Origin of the sequence: Saccharothrix longispora (genome assembly GCF_030852425.1) — a bacterium.
Lineage (GTDB): Bacteria > Actinomycetota > Actinomycetes > Mycobacteriales > Pseudonocardiaceae > Actinosynnema > Actinosynnema longispora.
In genome coordinates this window covers 268,448-291,157 of sequence record NZ_NSDM01000012.1, presented here as the reverse complement: position 1 = coordinate 291,157, position 22,710 = coordinate 268,448, and the positions used below count along the sequence as shown (strand labels likewise).

General features: G+C 73.9%; 22 protein-coding genes and 1 tRNA gene. 16 read left to right on the top strand and 7 right to left on the bottom strand.

Translation table 11 applies throughout. The features are described from left to right. Window positions 1–58: 58 nt before the first annotated feature. From CKY47_RS26855 to CKY47_RS26845, 3 genes are all read left to right on the top strand, one after another. Window positions 59–1,114: a LacI family DNA-binding transcriptional regulator gene (locus tag CKY47_RS26855; protein ID WP_306749024.1), complete on the top strand. Its 1,056-nt coding sequence runs from the start codon at window positions 59–61 to the stop codon at window positions 1,112–1,114. A gap of 126 nt (window positions 1,115–1,240) precedes the next feature. Further along, window positions 1,241–1,313: transfer RNA gene (locus CKY47_RS26850), tRNA-Arg, on the top strand. 241 nt (window positions 1,314–1,554) lie between these two features. Next, a complete protein-coding gene (locus tag CKY47_RS26845; protein ID WP_306749023.1) occupies window positions 1,555–2,874 on the top strand; it encodes a cation:proton antiporter in 1,320 nt (439 codons plus the stop codon). Window positions 2,875–2,915: 41 nt separating this feature from the next. Here the strand turns inward: CKY47_RS26845 and CKY47_RS26840 are convergent, their stop codons facing one another. Together CKY47_RS26840 and CKY47_RS26835 are read right to left on the bottom strand one after the other, a co-directional pair. After that, window positions 2,916–4,163, bottom strand: coding sequence for a helix-turn-helix domain-containing protein (locus CKY47_RS26840; RefSeq protein WP_306749022.1), 1,248 nt, complete (start codon window positions 4,161–4,163; stop codon window positions 2,916–2,918). Between the two features lie 200 nt (window positions 4,164–4,363). Then, on the bottom strand, window positions 4,364–5,185 hold the full coding sequence (locus tag CKY47_RS26835) for an SAM-dependent methyltransferase (RefSeq protein WP_306749020.1): 822 nt from the start codon (window positions 5,183–5,185) through the stop codon (window positions 4,364–4,366). A 110-nt stretch (window positions 5,186–5,295) separates the two neighbouring features. On the opposite strand from CKY47_RS26835, the gene CKY47_RS26830 reads away from it, so the two are divergent. The 3 genes from CKY47_RS26830 to CKY47_RS26820 all read left to right on the top strand — a co-directional run bounded on the left by CKY47_RS26830 (window position 5,296) and on the right by CKY47_RS26820 (window position 6,412). After that, the gene (locus CKY47_RS26830) at window positions 5,296–5,511 is read left to right on the top strand and encodes a winged helix DNA-binding protein (protein ID WP_306749019.1); all 216 of its coding nucleotides are present in this window, start codon (window positions 5,296–5,298) and stop codon (window positions 5,509–5,511) included. Next, window positions 5,512–5,706, top strand: a complete 195-nt coding sequence (locus CKY47_RS26825) for a winged helix DNA-binding protein (RefSeq protein ID WP_306749018.1) — start codon at window positions 5,512–5,514, stop codon at window positions 5,704–5,706. Window positions 5,707–5,782: 76 nt separating this feature from the next. Continuing rightward, entirely contained in the window at window positions 5,783–6,412 is a 630-nt protein-coding gene (locus CKY47_RS26820; RefSeq protein WP_306749017.1) for a hypothetical protein, read from the top strand. A 19-nt stretch (window positions 6,413–6,431) separates the two neighbouring features. On the opposite strand, the gene CKY47_RS26815 is transcribed toward CKY47_RS26820, so the two are convergent. Continuing rightward, the gene (locus tag CKY47_RS26815; protein WP_306749016.1) at window positions 6,432–8,018 is read right to left on the bottom strand and encodes an amidohydrolase; all 1,587 of its coding nucleotides are present in this window, start codon (window positions 8,016–8,018) and stop codon (window positions 6,432–6,434) included. Window positions 8,019–8,086: 68 nt separating this feature from the next. Here CKY47_RS26815 and CKY47_RS26810 point away from each other — a divergent pair, with 68 nt between their 5' ends. Both CKY47_RS26810 and CKY47_RS26805 read left to right on the top strand, forming a co-directional pair. After that, entirely contained in the window at window positions 8,087–9,034 is a 948-nt protein-coding gene (locus CKY47_RS26810) for a methionyl-tRNA formyltransferase (protein ID WP_306749014.1), read from the top strand. 113 nt (window positions 9,035–9,147) lie between these two features. Beyond that, window positions 9,148–9,816 (top strand): HNH endonuclease family protein, encoded by a 669-nt coding sequence (locus tag CKY47_RS26805; RefSeq protein ID WP_306749012.1) that lies wholly within the window; start codon window positions 9,148–9,150, stop codon window positions 9,814–9,816. A gap of 95 nt (window positions 9,817–9,911) precedes the next feature. Here CKY47_RS26805 and CKY47_RS26800 read toward each other — a convergent pair whose 3' ends face one another. After that, window positions 9,912–10,703, bottom strand: a complete 792-nt coding sequence (locus tag CKY47_RS26800) for a hypothetical protein (protein WP_306749011.1) — start codon at window positions 10,701–10,703, stop codon at window positions 9,912–9,914. Between the two features lie 161 nt (window positions 10,704–10,864). Here CKY47_RS26800 and CKY47_RS26795 point away from each other — a divergent pair, with 161 nt between their 5' ends. Together CKY47_RS26795 and CKY47_RS26790 are read left to right on the top strand one after the other, a co-directional pair. Further along, entirely contained in the window at window positions 10,865–12,337 is a 1,473-nt protein-coding gene (locus CKY47_RS26795) for a CYTH and CHAD domain-containing protein (RefSeq protein WP_306749010.1), read from the top strand. Between the two features lie 120 nt (window positions 12,338–12,457). Beyond that, on the top strand, window positions 12,458–14,044 hold the full coding sequence (locus tag CKY47_RS26790; RefSeq protein ID WP_306749008.1) for a beta-N-acetylhexosaminidase: 1,587 nt from the start codon (window positions 12,458–12,460) through the stop codon (window positions 14,042–14,044). 42 nt (window positions 14,045–14,086) lie between these two features. Here the strand turns inward: CKY47_RS26790 and exaC are convergent, their stop codons facing one another. Then, window positions 14,087–15,610: an acetaldehyde dehydrogenase ExaC gene (exaC, locus tag CKY47_RS26785; RefSeq protein WP_306749007.1), complete on the bottom strand. Its 1,524-nt coding sequence runs from the start codon at window positions 15,608–15,610 to the stop codon at window positions 14,087–14,089. Between the two features lie 132 nt (window positions 15,611–15,742). Between exaC and CKY47_RS26780 the strand changes: the two genes are divergently transcribed. Beyond that, window positions 15,743–17,161 carry a GAF domain-containing protein gene (locus tag CKY47_RS26780; RefSeq protein ID WP_306749005.1) on the top strand — a complete coding sequence of 473 codons (1,419 nt, stop codon included), beginning with the start codon at window positions 15,743–15,745 and terminating at the stop codon, window positions 17,159–17,161. Between the two features lie 3 nt (window positions 17,162–17,164). Here CKY47_RS26780 and CKY47_RS26775 read toward each other — a convergent pair whose 3' ends face one another. After that, a complete protein-coding gene (locus CKY47_RS26775; RefSeq protein ID WP_306749004.1) occupies window positions 17,165–18,190 on the bottom strand; it encodes a trans-sulfuration enzyme family protein in 1,026 nt (341 codons plus the stop codon). 63 nt (window positions 18,191–18,253) lie between these two features. Between CKY47_RS26775 and CKY47_RS26770 the strand changes: the two genes are divergently transcribed. Genes CKY47_RS26770 through CKY47_RS26750 form a run of 5 tightly spaced genes read left to right on the top strand, consistent with a single transcriptional unit; the run spans window position 18,254 to window position 21,742 of the window. Then, entirely contained in the window at window positions 18,254–19,525 is a 1,272-nt protein-coding gene (locus tag CKY47_RS26770) for an aminotransferase-like domain-containing protein (protein WP_306749003.1), read from the top strand. A 21-nt stretch (window positions 19,526–19,546) separates the two neighbouring features. After that, window positions 19,547–20,137 carry a ribonuclease FAU-1 family protein gene (locus CKY47_RS26765; RefSeq protein ID WP_306749002.1) on the top strand — a complete coding sequence of 197 codons (591 nt, stop codon included), beginning with the start codon at window positions 19,547–19,549 and terminating at the stop codon, window positions 20,135–20,137. Then, a complete protein-coding gene (locus tag CKY47_RS26760) occupies window positions 20,122–20,745 on the top strand; it encodes a nucleoside/nucleotide kinase family protein (RefSeq protein ID WP_306749001.1) in 624 nt (207 codons plus the stop codon). The genes CKY47_RS26765 and CKY47_RS26760 overlap by 16 nt, the downstream gene beginning before the upstream one ends. A 15-nt stretch (window positions 20,746–20,760) precedes the next feature. Further along, entirely contained in the window at window positions 20,761–21,036 is a 276-nt protein-coding gene (locus CKY47_RS26755) for a DUF6412 domain-containing protein (RefSeq protein WP_306749000.1), read from the top strand. A gap of 37 nt (window positions 21,037–21,073) precedes the next feature. Further along, the gene (locus tag CKY47_RS26750; RefSeq protein WP_306748999.1) at window positions 21,074–21,742 is read left to right on the top strand and encodes a YidC/Oxa1 family membrane protein insertase; all 669 of its coding nucleotides are present in this window, start codon (window positions 21,074–21,076) and stop codon (window positions 21,740–21,742) included. Here CKY47_RS26750 and CKY47_RS26745 read toward each other — a convergent pair. Beyond that, entirely contained in the window at window positions 21,651–22,685 is a 1,035-nt protein-coding gene (locus CKY47_RS26745) for a fatty acid desaturase family protein (protein ID WP_306748998.1), read from the bottom strand. The genes CKY47_RS26750 and CKY47_RS26745 overlap by 92 nt on opposite strands. Window positions 22,686–22,710: the final 25 nt, after the last annotated feature.

Here is a 22,710-nt window from a genome sequence, read left to right as displayed (position 1 = left end):
GCCAGTGTGTCTGAAGCGCTTCAGAACTTCCACTCGATTACCTGGCTACGCTCAGCGCGTGGACCGCCCTCGGAAGCCGACGCTCGACACGGTGGCCGGCGTGGTCGGCGTGTCGCGGGCGACCGTGTCCAACGCCTACAACCGGCCCGACCAGCTGTCCGCCGCGTTGCGCGAGCGCATCCTGGAGACCGCGGCCACCCTCGGCTACGCGGGCCCCGACCCGGTGGCGCGCAGCCTCGCGACCCGGCACAGCGCCGCCGTCGGGTTCATGCTCGGACAGGAACTGTCCGCCTCGTTCTCCGATCCGGCGCTGTCGGTGGTGCTCGACGGCCTGGCCTCGACCGTGGACGGCCACGACCACACGTTGGTGTTGATGCCCGGCCGCGACCGCGGCGGTCCGCGCAGGGAGACCGTGGCCCGCGCCCAGGCCGACGTCGTGGTGGCCTACTCCCTGCCCTCCGACGCGCCCGCGTTCGACGCCGTGCGCGTCCGGGGGCTGCCGCTGGTCGTCATCGACCAGCCCGTCCTCGACGGCACGGCGCGGGTCGAGGTCGACGACGCCGGCGGCGCGCGGCTGGCCGCGTCGTCCCTGCGGTCGCTCGGGCACCGGCACGTCGGCGTGGTCGCGTTCGCCCTGCACCCCGACGGCCGCGGCGGCCGCGTGACGCCGGAGCGCGCGGCGACGTCGCCGTTCCGCGTCACCACGGAGCGGCTGCAGGGCTACCTCGACGTCGTCGGGCACGGCGCACCGGTGTGGGAGTGCGCCCGCAGCAGCCGCGAACTCGGCCGGCAGGGCGCGCGCGAACTGCTCTCGTCGCCGACCCGGCCGACCGCGCTGCTGTGCATGTCGGACGAACTCGCGTTCGGCGCCCTCCAGGCCGTGCGCGACCTGGGCCTGCGCGTGCCCGACGACGTGTCGGTGATCGGCTTCGACGACGTCCCCGCGGCAGAGCACGCCGACCCACCGTTGACCACGGTGCGTCAACCCCTGGCCGAGAAGGGCCGCCGGGCGGGTGAACTGGCGCTCCGCTTGCTCGACGGGGGCAGACCGGACGAGCCGACGAGACTCGGTGTTTCACTCGTCCAGCGGGCCTCCACGGCCCCCAAACCGTGATCTGGGTCACTTTACACCCGTCTTGATCACGCTTCCGACGCCTGGACGGAAACACCGGACGTCTTCCGGACGATGTGTCCGGTGGGGCGGCTACGCTGCTACACCGCGTGGTCACCAGCCCCTCAAGCCTCCGTAGCTCAGTGGAGAGAGCGAGGGACTTCTAATCCCGAGGTCGCAGGTTCGAATCCTGCCGGGGGCGCGCAAGCGCTGTTGATGGCGGTGGGGCCGGTCTCCGGTCGGGATCGGCCCACACACGCCCGGTCCGCTCCACCCCTGCGCGGCGGCGCGGTCTCCCCCGCCGCCTGTCACCTCCCGCCTGTCAACTCCCGTCGGCCGCTCGGTTCGGCAAGACGATGCGAGTGCTCTCTTTTGGCTTTCGCGACGCCCCCGGATGCGCGAAAGGTCGTGAGGCAGGTCTCGTTCGCCGGGGAGGACTAAGGATGATCGTGCTCGCCGCACCACCCACGCCCATCGCCGCGCACCCGATGCTCGTCTTCCTGCTGCAGCTGACCGTGCTGCTGGGCGTCGCCTTCGCCCTGGGCAAGCTCGCGGCCCGGTTCAACATGCCCGCGGTGGTGGGTGAGCTGGCTGCGGGCGTGATCCTCGGACCCTCCCTGCTGGCGCACGTCATCCCCCCTCTGTCGAACTGGCTGTTCCCGTCCGACGCCGCGCAGATCCACCTGCTGGACGCGGTGGGGCAACTCGGGGTGCTGATGCTGGTCGGCTTCACCGGCATGCACGTCGACATGGGGTTGGTGCGCCGCAAGGGGCGCACCGCGGCCTGGGTCAGCGCCGGCGGGCTGTTCATCCCGCTCGGGCTGGGTGTCGCGGTGGGCATGGTGCTGCCCGAGTCCCTCGTCGCCGGGGGCAGCGAGCGACTGGTGTTCGCGCTGTTCCTCGGCGTCGCGATGTGCGTCAGCGCCATCCCGGTCATCGCCAAGACGCTGCTGGAGATGAAGCTGCTGCACCGCAACATCGGGCAGCTCACCATCAGCGCCGCCGCGGTGGACGACGTCGTCGGCTGGTCGCTGCTGTCGGTCGTGTCGGCCATGGCCACCACCGGCATGCGGGCCGGGCACCTCGCGCTGACCATCGGCAGCCTCGTCGGCGTGCTCGCGGTCGCCCTGCTGCTGGGGCGTCCCGTGGTGAAGTTCGGCCTGACCCGGGCCAACAGGTCCGACGACCCCGCCGTCACGGTCGCGGTGGTGGCGCTGCTGCTGTTCGCCTCGGCGGCGGGCACGCACGCCCTCGGCCTGGAGCCGATCCTGGGGACATTCGTGATGGGCGTGCTGCTGAGCAGTTCCGGGTTGTTGGACCGGCAGAAGATCGCGCCGCTGCGGACGTTCGTGATGGGCGTGCTGGCGCCGATCTTCTTCGCCACCGCCGGCCTGCGGATGGACCTGACGGAGCTGGCCAAGCCCCCGGTCCTGCTGGCCGCGGTGGTGGTGCTGGTCATCGCGATCCTCGGCAAGTTCGTCGGGGCCTACCTGGGCGCGCGGTTGAGCAGGCTCAGCCACTGGGAGGGGCTGGCGCTCGGGGCCGGGTTGAACGCCCGCGGCGTCATCGAGGTCGTCGTGGCGATGGTGGGCCTGCGGTTGGGGGTGCTGACCACCGCCGGGTACACGATCGTCGTGCTGGTCGCCGTGGTCACGTCGCTGATGGCGCCGCCGATGCTGCGGTACGCGGTGCGCCGGATCGAGGTCACCGAGGAGGAGCGGGTGCGGGAGCGGCTGTTCGACGGCGAGAAGGCCGCAGGCTAGTCCGCGCGGTGCGGGCCGGCCGGTGGTCGGCCCGCACCGGGTCACCGGGGCGGGTTCGAGCGGCACACCGGGGTGCGGCAGCCCCACGTCGGCAGGTCGGCGCCGACCGTGACCAGGGCCGCGTGGGCGAGGAAGCGGTCGCGCTTGGTGCGCTCGTCGAGGTGCTCGCAGTGGCACGGCTCGTCGTGGACGGGGCGTTCGTCGTGGGCCAGGCCCATGTAGCCCGGTGGCACGCCGAGCGCTTCGGCGATGCCGGCCAGGGCGTCGTAGGACTCGACCCGGCCGCCCGCCAGGACGTCGTCCACCTCGCGCGGCGACTGGCCGGTCAGGGTGGCGAGCCGGTGGCGCGTGACGCCGTGGCGCAGCAGCAGCCGGTAGACGGCGTCCATGCGGCGCAGGGCCAGCGCGGCGCGCATCTCGGGCTGCTCCCACACGTCCGGCAGGTCGGCCGCGGGGCGCACCGGCCGGACGGCCCGCTCGTGCACGGCGCCGCCCGGCGCGGTGGTGGCGAGCCACAGGTCCCACGCCCACTTCGGGTCCGGGTGGTCGACCCGCCCGGCCGGTTCGGCGCACTCGGTCAGGGCCACGCCGCGCACGGCGTCGCGGAACGCGTAGGGCCGCGCCGCCGCGCCGGGGACCGCGCAGGCGGAACGCGTCAGGATCGCGGCGACCGCCTCGGCGGGCGGGCCGTTGCGCCAGTACAGCTCCAGCGCGTCGCCGACGACCACGCCGTCGAGCCACGCCGCGCCGCGCCACAGCGGGAGCCTGCGCAGGACGCCGCTCATCACGGCGGTGGGCCACGAGGTGCGCCGGTCGGGTCCGGTGTCCGGCGCCCTGGTGGGCAGGCCCGCCTCGACGGCCTGTCGCCAGCGCTTCCGCGTGACGCCGAGCAGTCGCAGCCCGCCGTCGGGGCCGCGCAGGTCGAGGTGGTCGCGGCCGGGGTGGGCGCGCACGCCGGGGACGCCGCGCAGCCGGTCGCCGGACAGCACCGGCAGCACCTCCGCGAGCAGGTGGTCGAGCGCGGTGTCGTGCACGCGCAGGCCGACCGTGCCGGCGTCCAGCCGGACCCGGTCCACCATGGCCGTCGGGCGCAGCGGGTGGCCGCGCCGCCGCATGCGGGCCATGGCGCGGACCACCGCCTGGAGCATCCCGGCCTCGAAGCGCTGCTGACCCGGACCGGCGACGGGCACGAGCGGACCCGGGTCGCCGCCGCCGCGCTGTCTGCGGACCTCGTTCGGCGTCTCGCCGGTGCACCGGCAGCGCTTGCGCAGATCGGAGCTTGTCAGCACGAGGGACCTCCGGCCGCCGCCCGGTCGGCGCCACCGCGGTCCGGGCACGCCGGATCGCGGGAGTCGGTGGGGATGCGGGCACGCCGCCGTCGGACGCGCTCTGGAGGCACTCGCTCCAACCGGGTCAGGAGGAGCCTCGGTGGCAGCCGCACCTGCCAGGTCTCGAAACTACGACATCGACAGGTCAGCGGGCTGTTCGATCACTCGAAGGTGGGAACCGGGCCGTTCGTCCGGCGTTTGACGCCCACGGCGGCCAGGCCGGCGACGCGCTCGGGGTGCTCGCCGACGTCCTCCGGTGACGCGGGCCGCCACAGGGGCAGGTGCACCACGCCCGGTTCGACCAGGTCGAAGCCGGTGAACAGCTCCTCGACCTCGGCCTTGGTGCGCATGGTCATGGGGGTGGCGGTGCGGCGGCGGTACAGGTCGGTGTGCTCGTCGGCCTGCCGGTCCTGGCCGTCGTGGGTGGCGTGCGACACGACCAGCAGGCTGTCCGGCGGCACGGCGTCGCGGTAGGCGGCGACGACCCCGGTCGCGTCGCCGGGCACGAAGTGCAGCACCGCGACCATCATCACGACGACCGGGCGGGAGAGGTCGAGCAGGTCGCGCACCTGCGGGGAGGACAGCACGTCGGCGGGTCGCCGCAGGTCCTCCTGGACGACGGCGGTCTGCCGGTCGTCGCCGAGGATGGTGCGGCTGTAGGTGACCGCGATCGGGTCGTTGTCGACGTAGACGACCCGCGCTCCCGGGTCGGCGGCGCGGGCGACCTCGTGCACGTTGCCCGCGGTGGGGATGCCGGAGCCCAGGTCGAGGAACTGGGTCACGCCGCGCTCGACGCAGTGCTGCACCGCCCGCCGCAGGAAGGCCCGGTTCGCCTGCATGATCAGCGGCAGCTCGGGCCACATGCGGATGGCCTGCTCGGCCATCTCGCGGTCGACCGCGAAGTTGTGCGCGCCGCCGAGGTAGTAGTCGTAGACGCGGGCGGCGCTGGGCTTGGTCAGGTCGATGTCCGGTCGCTCGGGCACGCTCGGCTCCCTTCCCCGGCCGCAGCTTAGGCCGTGGGCCCGACCGCGACCCGCGGGGTGGTGGACCGACCTACGATGGGCCCCCGCACCCGTCGCCCAGGGGGTCGAAGTTGTCCGTCCGCGCCACCTGGTCGGACCTCCGGGCGCTGCACGACCGGGTCGACGCCGACCTGGAGCGCGCCCTCCGGCGCAGGTTCCGCCTGGGGATGTCGGAGTTCGACGCGCTGTCCGCCCTGGCCGGGTCGCCGGACGGCGAGCTGCGCATGCAGGAGCTGACCGGGGCGGTCGGGCTCAACCAGAGTTCGGTGAGCCGGCTCATCACCTGATTGGAGCAGTCGGGGCTGACCGAGCGCGTGGTGTGCGAGACCGATCGGCGCGGGGTGTTCGGCTGCCTGACGGCGGCCGGGCGCGAGGTGCACGCGACCGCGTCCTCGTTCTACGAGGAGACCTTGGTCGCGACCTTCGCCGAGATCGCGGAGGACCCGGAGCTGGGACCGCTGCTCGCGAGGGTCCGGGGGTAGCCCGTTCGCAGGCCGTTTTCGTCGGACCCCGCCGGTAGAATCGAACACGAGTTCGACCGCGCGAGGGGAGCCTGTCGTGGAGCCGATCAGCGTGACCGCACTGTCCTTCACCGAGTACGCCATGAGCGGCCAGCGGGGCCGGATCAGCATCGTGTCCGACCAGCGGCGCATCTACCTGTCCTCGGAGCAGTGGGTGGCCGGGTTCTACAACCCCGTGCGCGACGCGATACGGCGCGCGGCCAACTCTCCCGACCCTGCCGCGGAGCTGGAGAAGGCGGTGGCGGCGGCGCACGAGCACGGCCGGTCCGGTCAGGCGCGGGCGTTCGAGGAGGTGCGGGAGGGGTTCGTGCCGTGGCTGCGGTCGACCCGGGCGACGGGCGTGCCGACGGGCGCGGCGCGGTGGCAGGCGGGCGACCTGACGCTGCGGGTCCGGCCGCACCTGGGGCTGATCGCGCCGGACGGGTCGCGGGCCGCGGTGACGGTGTACGTCAAGGAGGCGCCGTTGACGCAGGAGGCGGCGAACGTGGCGCTGCGGGTGATGCAGCAGACGATGGCGGACGTGCTGCCCGGCGCGACGCCGCTGGTGCTGGACGCGCGGCGCGGGCGGGCGTTCCGGATGTCGCGGCGGACGAACCTGGCGAAGCTGGACGCGTTGATCGCGGCCGAGGCCGCCGGGTACGTGGTGCACTGGCGGATGAGCGCCTGAGGCCGATCCGGGCAGGTCGTCAGCGGGCGAGGGCCGCCCGGTCGTGGGGGAAGGTGCCGCCCACGACGGTGGCGAGGACGTCGATGTCGGCGATCCGGGCCGGGTCGCACGTCAGGGGGTCGTCGGCGAGCACGACCAGGTCGGCGAGCTTGCCCGGCGTGATCGTGCCCAGGCGGTCCTCGACCCGGCACGCGCGGGCGGCGCCCGTGGTGTAGGCGGCGACGGCTTCGCGGGCGGTGACGGCCTCGTCCGGCCCCACCGGGAGGCCGCTGCCGGACAGGCGTTCGACCATGAACTGGATGGCGCGCAGCGGGGCCCCGTCGGCCACCGGCCGGTCCGAGCTGCCGGCGACGGTGATGCCGCGGTCGAGGAAGGCTCGGCCGCGGTACATCCACGGGGCCCGCTCGGGGCCCATGACGCGCGAGTAGTCGTCGCCGTAGGCGTGCAGGAAGGTCGGCTGGATCACCGGGATCACCCGCAGGTCGGCGATGCGGTCGAGCTGCTCCGGGCGCACCAGGCCGCAGTGCTCGATGCGGTGGCGGGCGTCGGGGCGGGGGTGGGCGGCCTGGGCGTCCGCCAGGGCGTCGAGGGCGAAGTCGACGGCCCGGTCGCCGATGGCGTGCACGGCGAGCTGCCACCCGGCGGTGTGGCCGTCGAGGATCGCCGCGCGCATCAGGTCGGGGTCGTCCTGGAGCTGGCCGGCGGTGTCCATGCCCTCGTACGGCCAGGTGAGGGCGGCGGTGCGGGCGATCATGCCGCCGTCGGTCCACAGCTTGAGCGGGCCGATGGACAGCCAGTCGCCGCCGAACCCGGTGCGCAGGCCGAGTGGCACGGCGCGGCGGACACCGTCGTCGGCGTGCGCGGCGACCGGTTGGAGGCGGTCGGCGGACACCATCAGCTGGACCCGGATCGGCAGCGCGGCCCGCTGGTACGCCTCGACCTCCAGCGGGCTGCTGCCGATCAGCCCCCCGCCGACACCCGCCTCGGCGGCGAGCACGACGCCCTCGCGGGCGCACTGGCGTGCGCCGAGCTCGACGTCGGCGGCGATGTCGTCCAGCGAGTAGGGCAGCCGCAACGCGCGCACGGCGGTCTGCGCGCCCTCCGCGAGGAACCCGGTGGGCGCGCCGTCGTCGCCGCGCGGGGCGTCCCGCAGCACGTGGCCGGGCAGCACGGCCAGGACGTCGGAGCTGACGACACACGCGTGCCCGGACAGGTCCTGCACGTAGACCCGCGTCCCGGCCCGGTCGAGGTCGCGCGAGGTGAGCGGGCGGTCGAGCGTGCGGTGGTCGTAGCCCGCGACCTCCAGCCAGTCCGACGACCGGGTGGCGACCCGCAGCAGGTCGACGACCTGCGCGACCGTCCGGCACGCGGAGATGTCGAGGGTGCGCGACGCCCGGCCGGCCCACGCGAGGTGGTTGTGGGCGTCGATGAAGCCGGGCAGCACGGTGGCGCCGCCGAGGTCGACCACGCGCCGGGCGGGCAGGTCCGCGACGTCGTCGTCCAACCCCGCGATCCGACCCGCCCACACGCCGATCACGGACGCCACCGGGTGGGCCGGGTCCATGGTCACGACCCGTCCGCGCACGAACTTCAGGTCCAGGATCACCCGCTGAGGCTAGCTCACGCCAAGTTAGGTTAGGGTTGGATAACTTAGGCGATACTAAGGAGAAACCCATGCGGGTCGTCATGTTCGGCTACCAGACCTGGGGCCACCGGACGCTCCAGGCGCTGCTGGACTCCGAGCACGAGGTGGTCGCGGTGGTCACCCACCCGAAGAGCGACCACGCCTACGAGCGCATCTGGAGCGACTCCGTCGCCGACCTCGCCGCAGAGCACGGCGTGGAGACGATCGTCCGCAACCGCCCGGACGACGACGAGCTGCTCCAGCGCCTCGAGGAGATCGCGCCGGAGGTCATCGTCGCCACGAACTGGCGCACCTGGATCCCCCCGCGCATCTTCACCCTCCCGAAGCACGGCACGTTGAACGTGCACGACTCGCTGCTGCCCGCCTACGCGGGCTTCTCGCCGCTGATCTGGGCCCTGATCAACGACGAGAAGGAGGTCGGCGTCACCGCGCACATGATGGACGAGACGCTGGACGCCGGCGACATCGTCCTCCAGCGGTCGGTGCCCGTCGGCCCGCGCGACACGACGGCGGACCTGTTCCACAAGACGCTGGAGCTGTTCGGGCCGATCACCGTGGACGGCCTGGCCGAGATCGCCGCGGGCCGCACGGACTTCCGGAAGCAGGACCGCTCCAAGGCGAGCTTCTTCCACAAGCGCGCCGAGGAGGACCTGCGCATCGACTTCACGTGGGAGGCCGCCGAGCTGGACCGGCTCGTGCGGGCCCAGTGCGCGCCGTACCCCAGCGCGTTCTGCTTCCACAAGGGCAAGCGGCTGGAGATCGTGCAGGCCGAGGTGTCGAGGGAGTGCTACGGCGGCACCCCCGGTCGCATCTTCTACCGCGAGGGCGACGGCGTGGCGATCGTGGCGGGCGCCCTGGCGCGGCGCGGGAAGAACCGAGCGCTGCTGGTGAAGAAGGTCCGCACCGAGGACGGCCGCGAGCTGGGCGCGACGGAGTACTTCACGACGATGGGCGGCTACCTGACGAGCCGGCCCTGAAGCCGGGCCCGCCCCGTCGAACAGCCGTCGAACGCGCCCAGCGGCCCGCGATTGTCAGGAACGTGTCCTGCCCGGTGTTCCCGTGACGCCGTTCATCACTGATCATTGGGTGCATGAGCGGCAAGCGGACGACCACTGTGGGCAGCGTCGTGGTGCTGATCGTCCTGATCGTGATCGGCTACTTCCTGACCCGGGAGGAGGGTTCCGAGCCGCCCTCGCCGACGGGGGCGCCGACCTCGGGACCGGCCGCGCCCGGTGACGACCCGGCCGCGCAGCTGGCCGCGCTCACCGTGGCGCCCGAGGGGAAGATGACGGGCTACAGCCGCGACCGGTTCCCGCACTGGAGCAGCCAGGGCGACTCGTGCGACACGCGCGAGGTCGTGCTCCAGCGGCAGGGCACCGACGTGCGGACCGACTCGGCGTGCAAGGCGACGTCGGGGACGTGGACCAGCCCGTACGACGGGGTCGTGGTGGAGGACGCGGGCAAGCTCGACATCGACCACACGGTGGCGCTGGCGGAGGCGTGGCGGTCGGGCGCGGACAAGTGGACCGACGAGGAGCGCGGGAAGTTCGCCAACGACCTGGGCGGGTTGCAGCTGATCGCGGTGACGGCGAGCAGCAACCGCTCCAAGGGCGACCAGGACGCGGCGAAGTGGAAGCCACCGGCGGAGTCGTACTGGTGCACCTACGCGCGTGCCGTCGTGTCGGTGAAGACGCTGTACTCGCTGACCGTGGACGAGGCGGAGCGCGACGCCCTGGCCACGATGCTCAAGACCTGCTGACCCCGAGAGTCCGACGCCCGGGTCGCGAGAACCCCGGGCGTAGAACTCATCGAGCCTGGGCGTCGGACTCTCGCGACCCGGGGGTGGACTCCCGGTCAGGCTCGGAGGGTTTCCAGCTGGTCGACGATGTCGGTGTGCGCTTCGGCCCGGCGGACCCAGGCGGCGAAGCCGGAGGAGGCCGACGGGACCTCGCCCAGCGGTGAGATCGGGTCGGTGACGGCGTACTCCAGGCGGTAGGCGACCAGGGCCACGGCGGCCTCCACCCACTGGGTCGGGTCGGGGCTGGTGATCTCGCCCAGGCCCACGCGGAACCACAGGGGGAGTCGGGCGTCCGCGGCCAGGGCCCGTTCCAGGCGGCGACGGGCGGTGTCGACGACCTCCTGGCGCGCCTTCTCACCGGCCAGCACGGCCTCGGCCCGCCACGGCTCCTCGGCGGCCAGTTCGTCGGCGGCCAGCCGCTGCGCGGCGGTGGCGGCGCTGAACTCCTGCGCGTTGACGCGCCACTCCAGGTTCTGCACCTCGTGCTGGAGGGCGTCGCGCTCGAAGCGCGGCATGCGGCCCGACGCCAGCCGGGCCAGGCCCGCGTCCAACTGCTCCTTGAGCGACTCGTACTCGGCGACCTCGGCGCGCAGGTCCGCGCGGACCGAGTCGGCCAGCAGTTCCTGCTCGGCGTCCCACGCGGCGCGCAGCGCCTCGACGATCTCCGTGATCCCGGTGACCGCGTCGAGGTCCTCGTCCGGGCCCGAGCCGGCGCCGGCCAGCCTGCGTTCGAGCACCTGGAGGCGCGCGCCCAACCGGTTCACCTCGTCGATCACCATCTTGGTGTTCGCGACGAGGTCGGCGACTGTCGGCTCGATCTCGTCGAGCCGTTCCTTCTCGGTGGCCACACCGCCAGCCAACCGCACCGCCAGCCCCTGTCCAGGTACGGAACCGGAAAACCACGCGGACGGGCTGTCGACTCCCACCGTTTCGGTCAACGCGCCGTCACGCACCGTCATGACGCGTGAAATGCGGCCGATCGGTGTATGCCTGGTGCATGTCGACGTCGGTGCGAGAGACGGAACGCAAGTACGAAGCTCCCGGCGGCACCGCGCTGCCGGACCTGACCGGCCTGCCCGGCGTGACCGCTGTGGCGGGGCCCGAGGAACTGCGACTGGAGGCGGTCTACTACGACACGGAGGACCTGCGACTGGCGCGGGCGGGGCTGACGCTGCGCCGGCGCACCGGGGGTGACGACGCGGGCTGGCACCTGAAGCTGCCGGTCGGCGTGGACACCCGCGAGGAGGTGCGGCTCCCGCCGGGCCGGGCGGCCAAGCACCCGCCGAAGGAGCTGGGTTCGCTGGTGCAGGTGCACGCCCGCGGCAACGAGCTGTCGCCGGTGGCCCGCATCCGGACCACGCGGCACCGCTGGCAGCTCGTGGACGCCAAGGGCGAGCTGCTCGCCGAGGTGGTCGAGGACCTGGTGTCGGGGCAGGCGGTGGCGGACGGCTCTACCGCGGACTCGTGGCGCGAGATCGAGGTGGAGCTGGGCGACCGGGGCGACGCGGCGCTGCTGGACCGGGTCGAGGCGCGGCTGTCCGAGGCCGGGATCAGGCGGTCGACGTCGTCGGCGAAGCTGACCCGGCTGCTGGCCGACCGCCTCGCGCCGGCCGCGCCCGCCCCGGTCCGGGGCACGAGCGCGGCCGACGTGGTCCTCGCCTACGTGCGGGAGCAGGCGGAGGCGTTGCGGCACCAGGACCCGCGGGTGCGCCGCGGCGAGGACGACGCCGTGCACCAGCTGCGGGTGGCGACCCGGCGGATGCGCAGCGCGTTGCAGGCGTTCGGCGCGGTGGTCGAGCGCGATCGGACGCGGGCGCTGACCGACGAGCTGAAGTGGCTCGCGGGCGTGCTGGGCGACGCGCGCGACCTGGAGGTGCTGCGCGACCGCTTCGAGAACGCGGTGGCGGAGCTGGACCCGGATCTGGTGCTCGGTCCCGTGCGGGCGCAGCTGACCCGGCACTTCGCGCCGCTGGAGGCCGCCGCGCACGAGGCGTCCGTGGCCGCGCTGGACAGCGCGCGGTACTTCGCGCTGCTGGACGCGGTGGACGCGCTGCTGGCCGACCCGCCGGTCACGCCGCTGGGCCGCGGGAAGGCCGGGAAGGTGCTGCCGGGGTTGGTCGCGAAGACCCACCGGCGGCTGGCCGAGCGGGTCGCGGAGGCGACCGACGACACGGGCCTGCACGAGGCGCGCAAGGCGGCCAAGCGGCTGCGGTACTCCGTGGAGGTGGCCGAGCCGGCGTTCGGCAAGCGGGCGAAGAAGTACCGCAAGCAGGTCAAGGACGTGCAGACGCTGCTGGGCGAGCACCAGGACAGCGTGGTGGCGCGGCCGGTGCTGCGGGAGCTGGGCGCGAAGGCGCAGCTGGACGGCGAGAACGGGTTCACCTTCGGCGTGCTGCACGGCCTGGAGGACGGCCTGGCCCGACGGGTGGAGGACCGCTTCGCCGTCGTGTGGCGGGGCGTCGGGAAGCCGAAGCTCTCCTGAATTGGTCTGGACCTTGACACCTCCTGGTGCGGCTGAAACGGTGACTGGGCCGCCGCCCGTGATCCGCACCGGCCAGGAGGTCGTCAGTTGCCCAGCAGATCAACGACCCGGACGTCAGGGTTGCCGAGAGCAGGTTCCGGACGACGCGGGCTCGGCCGAGCGCTCGTCGCGCTGCTGGTCGTGGGCGCGGTGGGCGCGGCGGCGCCCGCCCACGCAGCTCCGGAGAACCCGTTGCGCCACATCGTGCCCGCCCCCGTCAGCGCCACCCCCCGCCCCGGGGTGACCTTCACCCTCGGCGCGGACACCCGCATCCACACCCACCCCGGTTCGGCGGGCGCCGAGCAGGTCGGCGAGTTCCTCGCGGGCGTGCTGCGGCCGTCCACCGGCTACCGGCTGCCCGTCGTGCCCGGCGCGTCCGCCCGCGGCATCACGCTGCTGCTCGCCGGCGCGGACCCGAGGGTCGGCGACGAGGGCTACCAGCTCGACGTGACGCGGCTCGGCGTGGTCATCCGCGCCCGCACCGCCGCGGGCCTGTTCGCGGGCGTGCAGACGTTCCGCCAGATCCTGCCCGCGAAGGTCGAGGCGAGGACGAAGCAGCGCGGGCCGTTCACCGCCCCCGGCGGCCGGGTGCTGGACTACCCGCGCTACGCCCACCGGGGCGCGATGCTCGACGTGGCCCGGCACTTCTTCTCCCCCGACGAGGTCAAGCGGTACATCGACCAGATCGCGCTCTACAAGGTCAACCGGCTGCACCTGCACCTCACCGACGACCAGGGCTGGCGGCTGGAGATCAAGAGCTGGCCGAACCTCACCGCGCACGGCGGCAGCACGGAGGTCGGCGGCGGCCCCGGCGGGTTCTACACCCAGGAGCAGTACCGGGACCTGGTGGCGTACGCGGCCGCACGCCACATCACGGTGATCCCGGAGATCGACATGCCGGGCCACACCAACGCCGCCCTCTCCTCGTACCCGGAGCTGAACTGCGACGGCGTCGCACCGCCGCTCTACACCGGCATCGAGGTCGGCTTCAGCTCGTTGTGCATCGACAAGGACATCACGTACAGGTTCGTGGACGACGTGCTGCGCGAGCTGGCCGCGCTGACGCCGGGGAAGTACGTCCACATCGGCGGGGACGAGGCCCACGCCACCACCGACCCGGACTACGACCTGTTCATGGACAGGGTGCTGCCGCTGGTGGCCGCGCACGGCAAGGTCGCCACCGGCTGGCACGAGTTCGTCAAGGCCGGTCCGCCCGCGTCGGCGGTGCCGCAGTTCTGGGGCACCAGGACCACCGCGCCGGACGTGGTCGAGGCGGCGGCGCGGGGCAACGAGGTCGTGCTGTCGCCCGCCAACAAGGCGTACCTGGACATGAAGTACGACGCGAGCACGCCGCTGGGCCTGTCCTGGGCCGGGTACACCGACGTGCAGGACGCCTACGACTGGAACCCCGGCGCGTACGTCGAGGGGTTGCCCGCCGAGGCGGTGCGCGGCGTGGAGGCCCCGCTGTGGAGCGAGACGCTGACGAACTCCGCGGACGTGGAGTTCATGGCGTTCCCGCGCCTGCCCGCGATCGCCGAGCTGGGCTGGTCGCCGTGGTCGACGCACGACTGGGAGGGGTTCAGGGTCCGGCTGGCCGCGCAGGGCGAGCGGTGGGACGTGCAGGGCGTGAACTACCACCGCCACCCGCAGGTGCCCTGGCGGGGGTGACGCCGGGGGGGAGCCGGTCCGCGCCGGCTCCCCCTCCCGCTCCTAGAAGAAGCCCTGCGCGTCCGGCGAGTAGCTGACCAGCAGGTTCTTCGTCTGCTGGTAGTGGTCGAGCATGACGCGGTGGCTCTCGCGGCCGATCCCGGACTGCTTGTAGCCGCCGAACGCCGCGTGCGCCGGGTAGGCGTGGTAGTTGTTCACCCACACCCGGCCGGCCTGGATCTCCCGGCCCGCCCGGTACGCCACGCCGCCGTCGCGCGACCACACGCCCGCGCCCAGGCCGTACGGCGTGTCGTTGGCGGTCTTCACCGCGTCGTCGAAGTCGTCGAACCGGGTCACCGCGACGACCGGGCCGAAGATCTCCTCCTGGAAGACCCGCATCTTGTTGTCGCCCTCGAAGATCGTGGGCGTGACGTAGTAGCCGCCGGACAGCTCGCCGCCGAGGTCCGCGGGCTCGCCGCCGCACACCAGGCGCGCGCCCTCCCGCTTGCCGACCTCGACGTAGGACATGACCTTGTCGAACTGCTCGCGGCTGACCTGCGCGCCGATCATCGTCGCGGTGTCGAGCGGGTGGCCCTGCCTGACCGCCTTCGTGCGCTCGGTGGCGTCGGCGAGGAACCGGTCGTAGATGCCGCTCTGCACGAGCGCCCGCGACGGGCACGTGCACACCTCGCCCTGGTTGAGGGCGAACATGGTGAAGCCCTCCAGCGCCTTGTCGTAGAACGCGTCCCGCCGCGCCGCCACGTCGTCGAAGAAGATGTTGGGGCTCTTGCCGCCCAGCTCCAGCGTCACCGGGACCAGGTTCTCGCTCGCGTACCGCATGATCAGCCGGCCGGTGGACGTCTCGCCGGTGAACGCGACCTTGGCGACGCGGCTGCTGGACGCGAGGGGCTTGCCCGCCTCCTCGCCGAAGCCGTTGACGACGTTGACCACGCCGGGCGGCAGCAGTTCCGCGATGAGGCCCATCAGCACGTGGATCGACGCCGGGGTCTGCTCGGCGGGCTTGAGCACCACGGTGTTGCCCGCGGCCAGCGCGGGCGCGAGCTTCCAGGTGGCCATGAGCAGCGGGAAGTTCCACGGGATGATCTGGCCGACCACGCCCAGCGGCTCCGGGAAGTGGTAGGCCACCAGGTCCTCGCTGATCTGCGAGATGCCGCCCTCCTGCGCCCGGACGACGCCCGCGAAGTAGCGGAAGTGGTCCACCGCCAGCGGCAGGTCGGCGGCCAGCGCCTCCCGGATCGGCTTGCCGTTCTCCCACGTCTCGGCGACGGCGAGGGCTTCGAGGTGGTCCTCGATCCGGTCGGCGATGTCGTTGAGCACGTTCGCGCGCTCGGCGGCCGACGTGCGGCCCCACGCCCGCGCGGCGCCGTGGGCGGCGTCCAGCGCGCGGTCGACGTCCTCGGCGGTGCCGCGGGCGACCTCGGTGAACACCTCGCCGGTGACCGGGGTGCGGTTCTCGAAGTAGCCGCCCTCGGCCGGGGCCACGTACTCGCCGCCGATGAAGTGGTCGTACCGGTCCCGGTACGACACGACGCTGCCCTTCTGCCCGGGCGCCGCGTACCTCGCCATGTCTGCCTCCCGCGTTGGTGGTGGCGTGGAGCGTGCGCGGTCCCACGTTGCAAGCGCGTTGCACCCGGACGGATCGACGATCGGCTTGCCCGGCGTGTCGATGGACAGTCATCCTGGATCGAGGAGGCGCCCATGGGACCGGACCCGCGACGACTCGCGCACCTGCACGAGCTGGTGCTGGGCGGGGACCGGGCGCACGGCGCGCGAGAGCTGATCGTCGAGTCGTGGCGGCGCTCGCTGGCCGCGCGGGTCGACCCGGAGCGGCACGAGGCGCCCGTGGTGCTCGACCGCGCCGAGGTGGCCGACCTGCGCGGGGCGCACCCCCTCGCGGCGGCGCTGCCCCTGCTGCGCGAGACGCTGGTGAGCATCGCCGACGAGGCCGAGCACGTCATGCTGATCACCGACGCGGACGGAAACGTCCTGTGGTGCGAGGGCAAGGCGTCGGTGCGCGGACTGGCCGAGCGGGTGCGGCTGGCCGAGGGCGCGTGCTGGACCGAGGCCGCGATCGGCACGAACGCGATGGGAACGGCGCTGGCGCTCGGCCGGTCGGTGACCGTGCACTCGGCCGAGCACCTGGTGCGCACCTACCACGGGTGGACGTGCGCGGCGAGCCCCGTGCGCGACCCGGACACCGGCCGCACGATCGGCGTCGTGGACGTGAGCGGGCCGTTGACCAGCGTGCACCCGGCGGTGGTGGCGCTGGTGTCGGCGGCGGCGCGGTTGGCGGAGGGCCAGCTGCGGGTCCGGCAGGAGGCGCGGGACGAACGGCTGCGCGCCACCGGGATGCGGCACCTCGTGGCCCTGCGCGGCGAGCCGGGCGCGCTGCTCAGCCCCAGCGGACGGGTGCTGGCCTCGTCGTCGGGCGAGGCCCTGGGCACGCGCGTGGACGTGTCCGGCGACCGGGTGCGGCTGGCGGACGGGCGGGAGGCGCGGCTGGAGCCGCTGGAGGAGGGCTACCTGCTGCGCGTGCCGCGCGGGGGCGACCGGAGCCCCGTGCTGGTGCTGCGGTTCCTGGGCTCGGCCTCGGCCTCGCTGGACGGGCGCGAGCTGCCGCTGTCGCTGCGGCACGCGGAACTGCTGCTAGCGCTGGCGCTGCACCCGAAGGGGCTGACCGCGGACCAGTTGGCGCTGCGGGTCTACGGCGAGCGCGGCAACCCGACGACGGTGCGCGCCGAGCTGCACCGGCTCCGCGACCGGCTCCGCGGCGTGCTGCCGACCAGGCCGTACCGGTTGTCGGCGGACGTGCGCGGCGACTTCCTCGCGGTGCGCGAGGCGTTGGCGGAGGGCGACGTGGCGACGGTCGCGGCGGCGTACCGGGGCGAGCTGCTGCCCCGGTCCGAGGCGCCGGTGGTGCGCGAGGAGCGCGAGGACCTGGCGGCGGCCGTGCGGCGCGGCGTGCTGGACCGGGGCGACGCGGAGGCGCTGTGGGCGTTCGGCCTGGTGTCGGAGGACGTCGAGGTGCTCGAACGGCTGGTGCGCCTGCTGCCGCGCGCCGACCCGCGCCGCGAGGTGGCGATCGGCCGGCTGCGCCGGGCGCTGGCCCCGGGCTGAGCCCTACGGGAGGGCGTTCGCCAGGTCGTCCCAGAGGTCGTCGACGTGCTCGACGCCCGCGGAGAGCCTGATCGTGCCGCCCGCGATGCCCGCCTCCCGCAGCTCGGCCTCGTCCAGCCGGCGGTGCGACGTGCGCGCCGGGTGCAGCACCAGGGTCTCGGTGCCGCCCAGCGACGGCGCCGGCTTCACCAGCCGCAGCGCGCCGACGAACGCCTCCCCGGCCGCGCGACCGCCGACGAGGTCGAACGAGAACGTGCCGCCGCACCCGGACAGCAGGCGGCCGGCCACCTCGTGGCCGGGCTGGTCGGGCAGCCCCGGCCAGTGCACCGCCGACACGGCGTGCTCCCACACCTCGCGGTGGAGCGCGGCGTCGGCGAACACGGTGAGCCCGCCGATGACGTCGCTGTGGCCCGCCAGGTACTTCGTGGTCGAGTGGACCACCACGTCCGCGCCGTGCTCGAGCGGGCGGCACAGCAGGGGCGTGGCGAAGGTGTTGTCCACGGCGACGAGGACGCCCGCCTCGCGCGCCACGGCGGCCAGCGCCGCCAGGTCGCTGACGTGCCCGGTGGGGTTGGCGATCGTCTCCAGGTACAGCAGCCGGGTGCGCGGGCCCAGCGCGGCGCGCAGCTCGTCGGGGTCGTGCCCGGACACGCGGGTGACCGTGACGCCCCACCGCTCCGCCAGGTCGCGCAGCAGCGCGTGCGTGCCGCCGTACAGGTCGCGCTGGGCGACCACGTGGTCGCCGGTCCGCAGCACGCCGTGCAGCACGCTGCCGATGGCGCCCATGCCGGAGGCGGCGGCCAGCCCGGCCGCACCGCCCTCCAGGTCCGCGACCGCGTCCTCCAGCACGCGCACGGTCGGGTTGCCCATCCGGGTGTAGACGAACGCGCCGTCCGGCCTGCCCATGCCGTCGGCGAAGGTCTCCAGGTCGTCGAACGAGAACCCGGAGGTCTGGTACAGGGGCACGGTCAGGGGCGTGCCGGCGGGTCGGGGGATTCCGGTGCGCACGAGGCGGGTCTCCGGTCGCATGTGCCGATCGTGCTGGCCGGCGGGTCGGGGCGACAGCGCCAATACCGCTGGGTTGGTCCGCCGATGAGGCCGATACCGGTGGACGACCCGGCGGGGCGGCTCGGCCGCTGGTCGGCGGGTCGGGGCCCGCTGCACCTGCTGCTGGCCTGCCGCCTGCGCGAGCTGGTGGACGAGGGCCGGTTGCCCGCGGGCACGCCGCTGCCGCCGGACCGGGCGCCGGCGGCCGGGCTCGCGGTCGGCCGCACGACCGTGGTCGCCGCCTACGACCTGCTGCGCGAGGAGGGCAGGCTGGTCCGGCGGCGGGGCAGCGGCACGTGGGTGGCGCCCGGCGGTGGACGCGGCCCGCGACGGACCGCCAACCCGATGTTCGTCAACCTGCTGGAACCGCCGGACGGCGTCCTCCAGCCGGCCTGCGCGGGCCCGCTGTGGGCGCCGCCGGAGTACGTCGAGGCCCACCGCCGCGCGCTCGACCGGCTCGGCGGACCCGACCTGGGCCACCACCCGCTGGGCCAACCGGAGCTGCGCGCCGCCCTGGCCGCCCGGTACACCGCGCTGGGCGTGCCGACGACCCCGGCGCACGTCCTGGTCGCGACGGGCGCGCAGCAGGCGCTCGCGCTGCTGGTCAGGGCACTGGTCGCACCGGGTGACGAGGTGCTGGTGGAGGCACCGACGTACCCCGGCGCGCTCGACCTGCTCCGGGAGGCCGCCGCGGTCGTCCGGCACTCCCCCGCCGGCGACGGGGTGGCGTTCGCCGACGCGCTCACCCGGCACCGGCCCGCGCTCGCCTACGTCATGCCCGCCGTGCAGAACCCGGTCGGCACCACGATGCCCGCCCTGGAGCGGCGGCGGCTGGCGCGTGCCGCGGTCGGGGCCGGGGTGCCGCTGGTCGTGGACGACGTGCTCGCCGAACTCGCCTTCGCCGGGCCCGTCGAGGCCACCGCCGCGCACGCGCCGGAGGTGATCACCGTCGGCTCGCTGAGCAAGGTGGTGTGGGGCGGGCTGCGCACCGGCTGGGTGCGCGCGCGGCCCGCGCTGGTGGAGCGGCTGGCCCGGTTCCGGGCCGTGCACGACCTGGGCGGGTCGGTGCTCGACCAGCTCGCGGCGGCCGAGCTGCTGACCGGCTTCGACGCGGTGCGCGACCGCCGGGTGGCGCTGCTGCGGGAGCGGCACGACCACCTCGCCGCCGGGCTGCGCCGGGAGCCGCCCGACTGGGCGTTCGACCCGGCGCCGGGCGGCCAGACGCTGTGGGTGCGGCTGCCCCGGGGTGACGCGGCCTCGTACACGCAGGTCGCGCTGCGGCACGGGGTGGCCGTCCTGCCGGTGATGGCGGTGTAGCGGCGTCCTACGCTGGATCGCATGGGGTACTTCGCACCGGGGGACGTGGCGCTGCGCCGCGAGGTGCTGCACGGCCGGCCGTGGTCGGTCACGCCGACGCGCGTGGTGCTCGACGGACCGGACCTGCTGGTCGTGTTCACGGTGCCGGACACCGGGATCGGCTACCCGCCGCACCCGCGACCGCACCACTGGCGCGCACTGGGCCGCACGCACTGGCGCGGCCACGGCAGGCTCCAGCTGCACCGGCCGGGCGACGCCTACTCCGTCGACCTGTTCTGGCAGGGCGAGGACCGCCGGTTCGCCGGGTTCTACCTCAACCTCCAGGCCCCGTTCCACCGCACCGCGCGGGGCTTCGACACGCTCGACCACGCGCTGGACTTCTGGCTGCCGGTCGACGACGACTGGCGAGAGCTGGACCGCGACGAGTTCGAGCGGTACGTCGCCGAGGGCAGGTACGACGCGGCGGAGGCCGAGGCGATCGGCCGCACCGCCGAGGAGGTGGCGGCCATGCTCACCGCGGGCACGACGTGGTGGGACCCGGCGTGGGGCGACTGGGCGCCCGACCCGGCGTGGCCGGCGCCCGCGCTGCCCGAGGGGTGGGAGGACTGCTGAAGGTCACGCCCCTGTCCCCGAGCGGCCTGGTGGACGAGCTGGTCGCGCGGGTCGACGCGCTGCCCCGCGACACCTGGTCCCGGGTGATCGTCGACGGCGCCGCGCCCACCAGGCCGGGCGGACTGGCGGACGCGCTGGTCGAGCCGCTGCGCGCGCTCGGCAGGCCCGTGCTGCGGGTCTCGGCGGGCGACTTCCTGCGGCCCGCGTCCGTGCGCCTGGAGTTCGGCCGGCACGACCCGGACTCGTTCCGCGACTCGTGGCTGGACGTGGGCGGCCTGACCCGCGAGGTGCTCGACCCGCTGGAGCCCGGCGGGTCGGGACGGGTGCTGCCGTCGCTGTGGAACGCGGAGACCGACCGGGCCAGCCGCGCCGACTACGTGGTGCTCGGCGCGGGCGGTGTGCTGCTGCTCGACGGCACGCTGCTGCTGGACAAGTGGCTGCCCGCCGAGCTGACCGTGCACCTGCGGCTGTCGCCGGGCGCGCTGGAGCGGCAGGTGCCGGACGGGGAGCGGTGGACGCTGCCCGCGTACGCGGGGTACGAGCCGCACGCCGACGTGACGGTGCGCTACGACCACCCCGCGCGGCCCGCGCTCGTCGGTATGGTGTGAGCGGAGGAGGTGGGCATGGACCGGCTGCGACCGCTGTTGGCGCTGTGCCTGACCGCGCTCTGGGCGCTCACCCTCGTGCACTCCCCCACCGAGCTGATCGCCGCCGTCACGGCGGTGGCCGTGGTCGTGCTGCTGCTCACCGCCGCACCGGTGGTGCGCGCCGCGCCCGCGTGGGTGCGGTCGCTGTCGATCCGCGAGAAGTCGCTGCGCGCCGCGTTCCTGCGGCTGCGCGACCCCGACGCCGCCGGGCGTCCCCGTCCCAGGGCACCGGGACTCGGCCTGAGCGCCTGAGTCCTCTTTCTCCTGCTCTGAAGACGGAGTTCGACCGATGTTCCACGCCCTGGGCTCTGCCCTGGCCGGGATCGCCACGCCCGCCCTGGCCATCGTCCTGTTCACCGCGGCCGTCCGGCTGCTGACCCACCCGCTGAGCCGGGCCGCCGTGCGCGGCGAGAAGGCCCGCGCCGCGCTCGCGCCCGAGATCCGGGAACTCACCGACAGGTACGGGAAGGACCAGGTGAAGCTCCGGGAGAAGACCCTGGAGCTGTACCGGGAGAACGGCACCCCGCTGTTCGCGGGCTGCCTGCCGGCGCTCGTGCAGGCGCCGTTCTTCATGCTGGTGTACCGCCTGGTCACCACGCCGAACCCGCTGCTCGACGGCACGCTGCTCGGCGCGCCGCTGGGTGCGCACTGGTTCGGCACGTGGACGCACACGCCGGTGTTCCTGGGCCTGTTCGCGCTGCTCGCGGTGGTGGCGTTCGCCACCTCGCGGTGGCAGGCCGCGGTGGCCGCGAGGTCGGGAGGGCCGCAGCCGCCCTTCGCCGGGCTGCTGCGGCTCCTGCCGTTCGGCACGGTGCTCGTCGCCGCCGTGCTGCCGCTGGCCGCCGGGATCTACCTGGCGGTCGGCACTACCTGGAGCCTGCTGGAGCGAGCTTTCCTGCACCGCGCAATCCAGCTCCCGCCTCGTGCAGGTAGCTCAGCACGTACCCGTAGGACCTGAACAGGCCGCACTCGGCGTAGGACACCGAGTGGCGCTCGCAGAACTCGCGGACCAGCGCCTGCGCGTGCCGCAGGTGCGGTCGCGGCATGTTCGGGAACAGGTGGTGCTCGATCTGGTAGTTCAGGCCGCCGAGCAGGATGTCGGTGAACCAGCCGCCCTTGACGTTGCGGGAGGTCAGCACCTGCTTGCGCAGGAAGTCCAGCTGGTGGCCGGCCTGGAGCACCGGCATGCCCTTGTGGTTCGGCGCGAACGAGATGCCCATGTACACGCCGAAGAGGCCCTGGTGGATCGCGATGAACGCCAGGGCCTTGCCGGGCGACATCACCACGAACACGATCGTCAGGTAGCCGGCGAAGTGCACGGCCAGCAGCACCAGCTCCAGCTTCCAGCCCTTGACCTCGCGGCGCACCGCGGCGGCCGTGCTGATGACGTGCAGGCTGAAGCCCTCGAGGAGGAGCAGGGGGAAGAACAGCCACGCCTGGTGCTTGACGACCCAGCGGAAGAAGCCGCGCTTGCGCTGGGCCTGTTCGGCGCTGAACGCGAGGACGGCGATGTCGACGTCCGGGTCCTCGTCCTCGTGGTTGGGGTTGGCGTGGTGGCGGCTGTGCTTGCCCATCCACCAGCCGAAGCCCACGCCGACGAGGAGGTTGCCCAGCAACAGGCCGGTGGTGTGGTTCGCCCGGCCGTCGGCGAACACCTGCCGGTGTCCGGCGTCGTGGCCGAGGAACGCGATCTGGGTGAAGACGACGGCGAGGACGACCGCGACGGCCAGCTGCCACCACGAGTCACCGATCAGCACCATGGCGGCCACGGTCAGTGCCAAGGCGCACAGCACGCCTACCAGGTACAGGACGTAGAAACCGACGCGCCGGTCCAGCAGACCTTGCTGCTTGACCAACCTGGACAACTCGGCGAAGTCGCTGCCGCGGGCTTGGGTGCTCACCCCTGTCAGGGTACGGCGCGGGCGC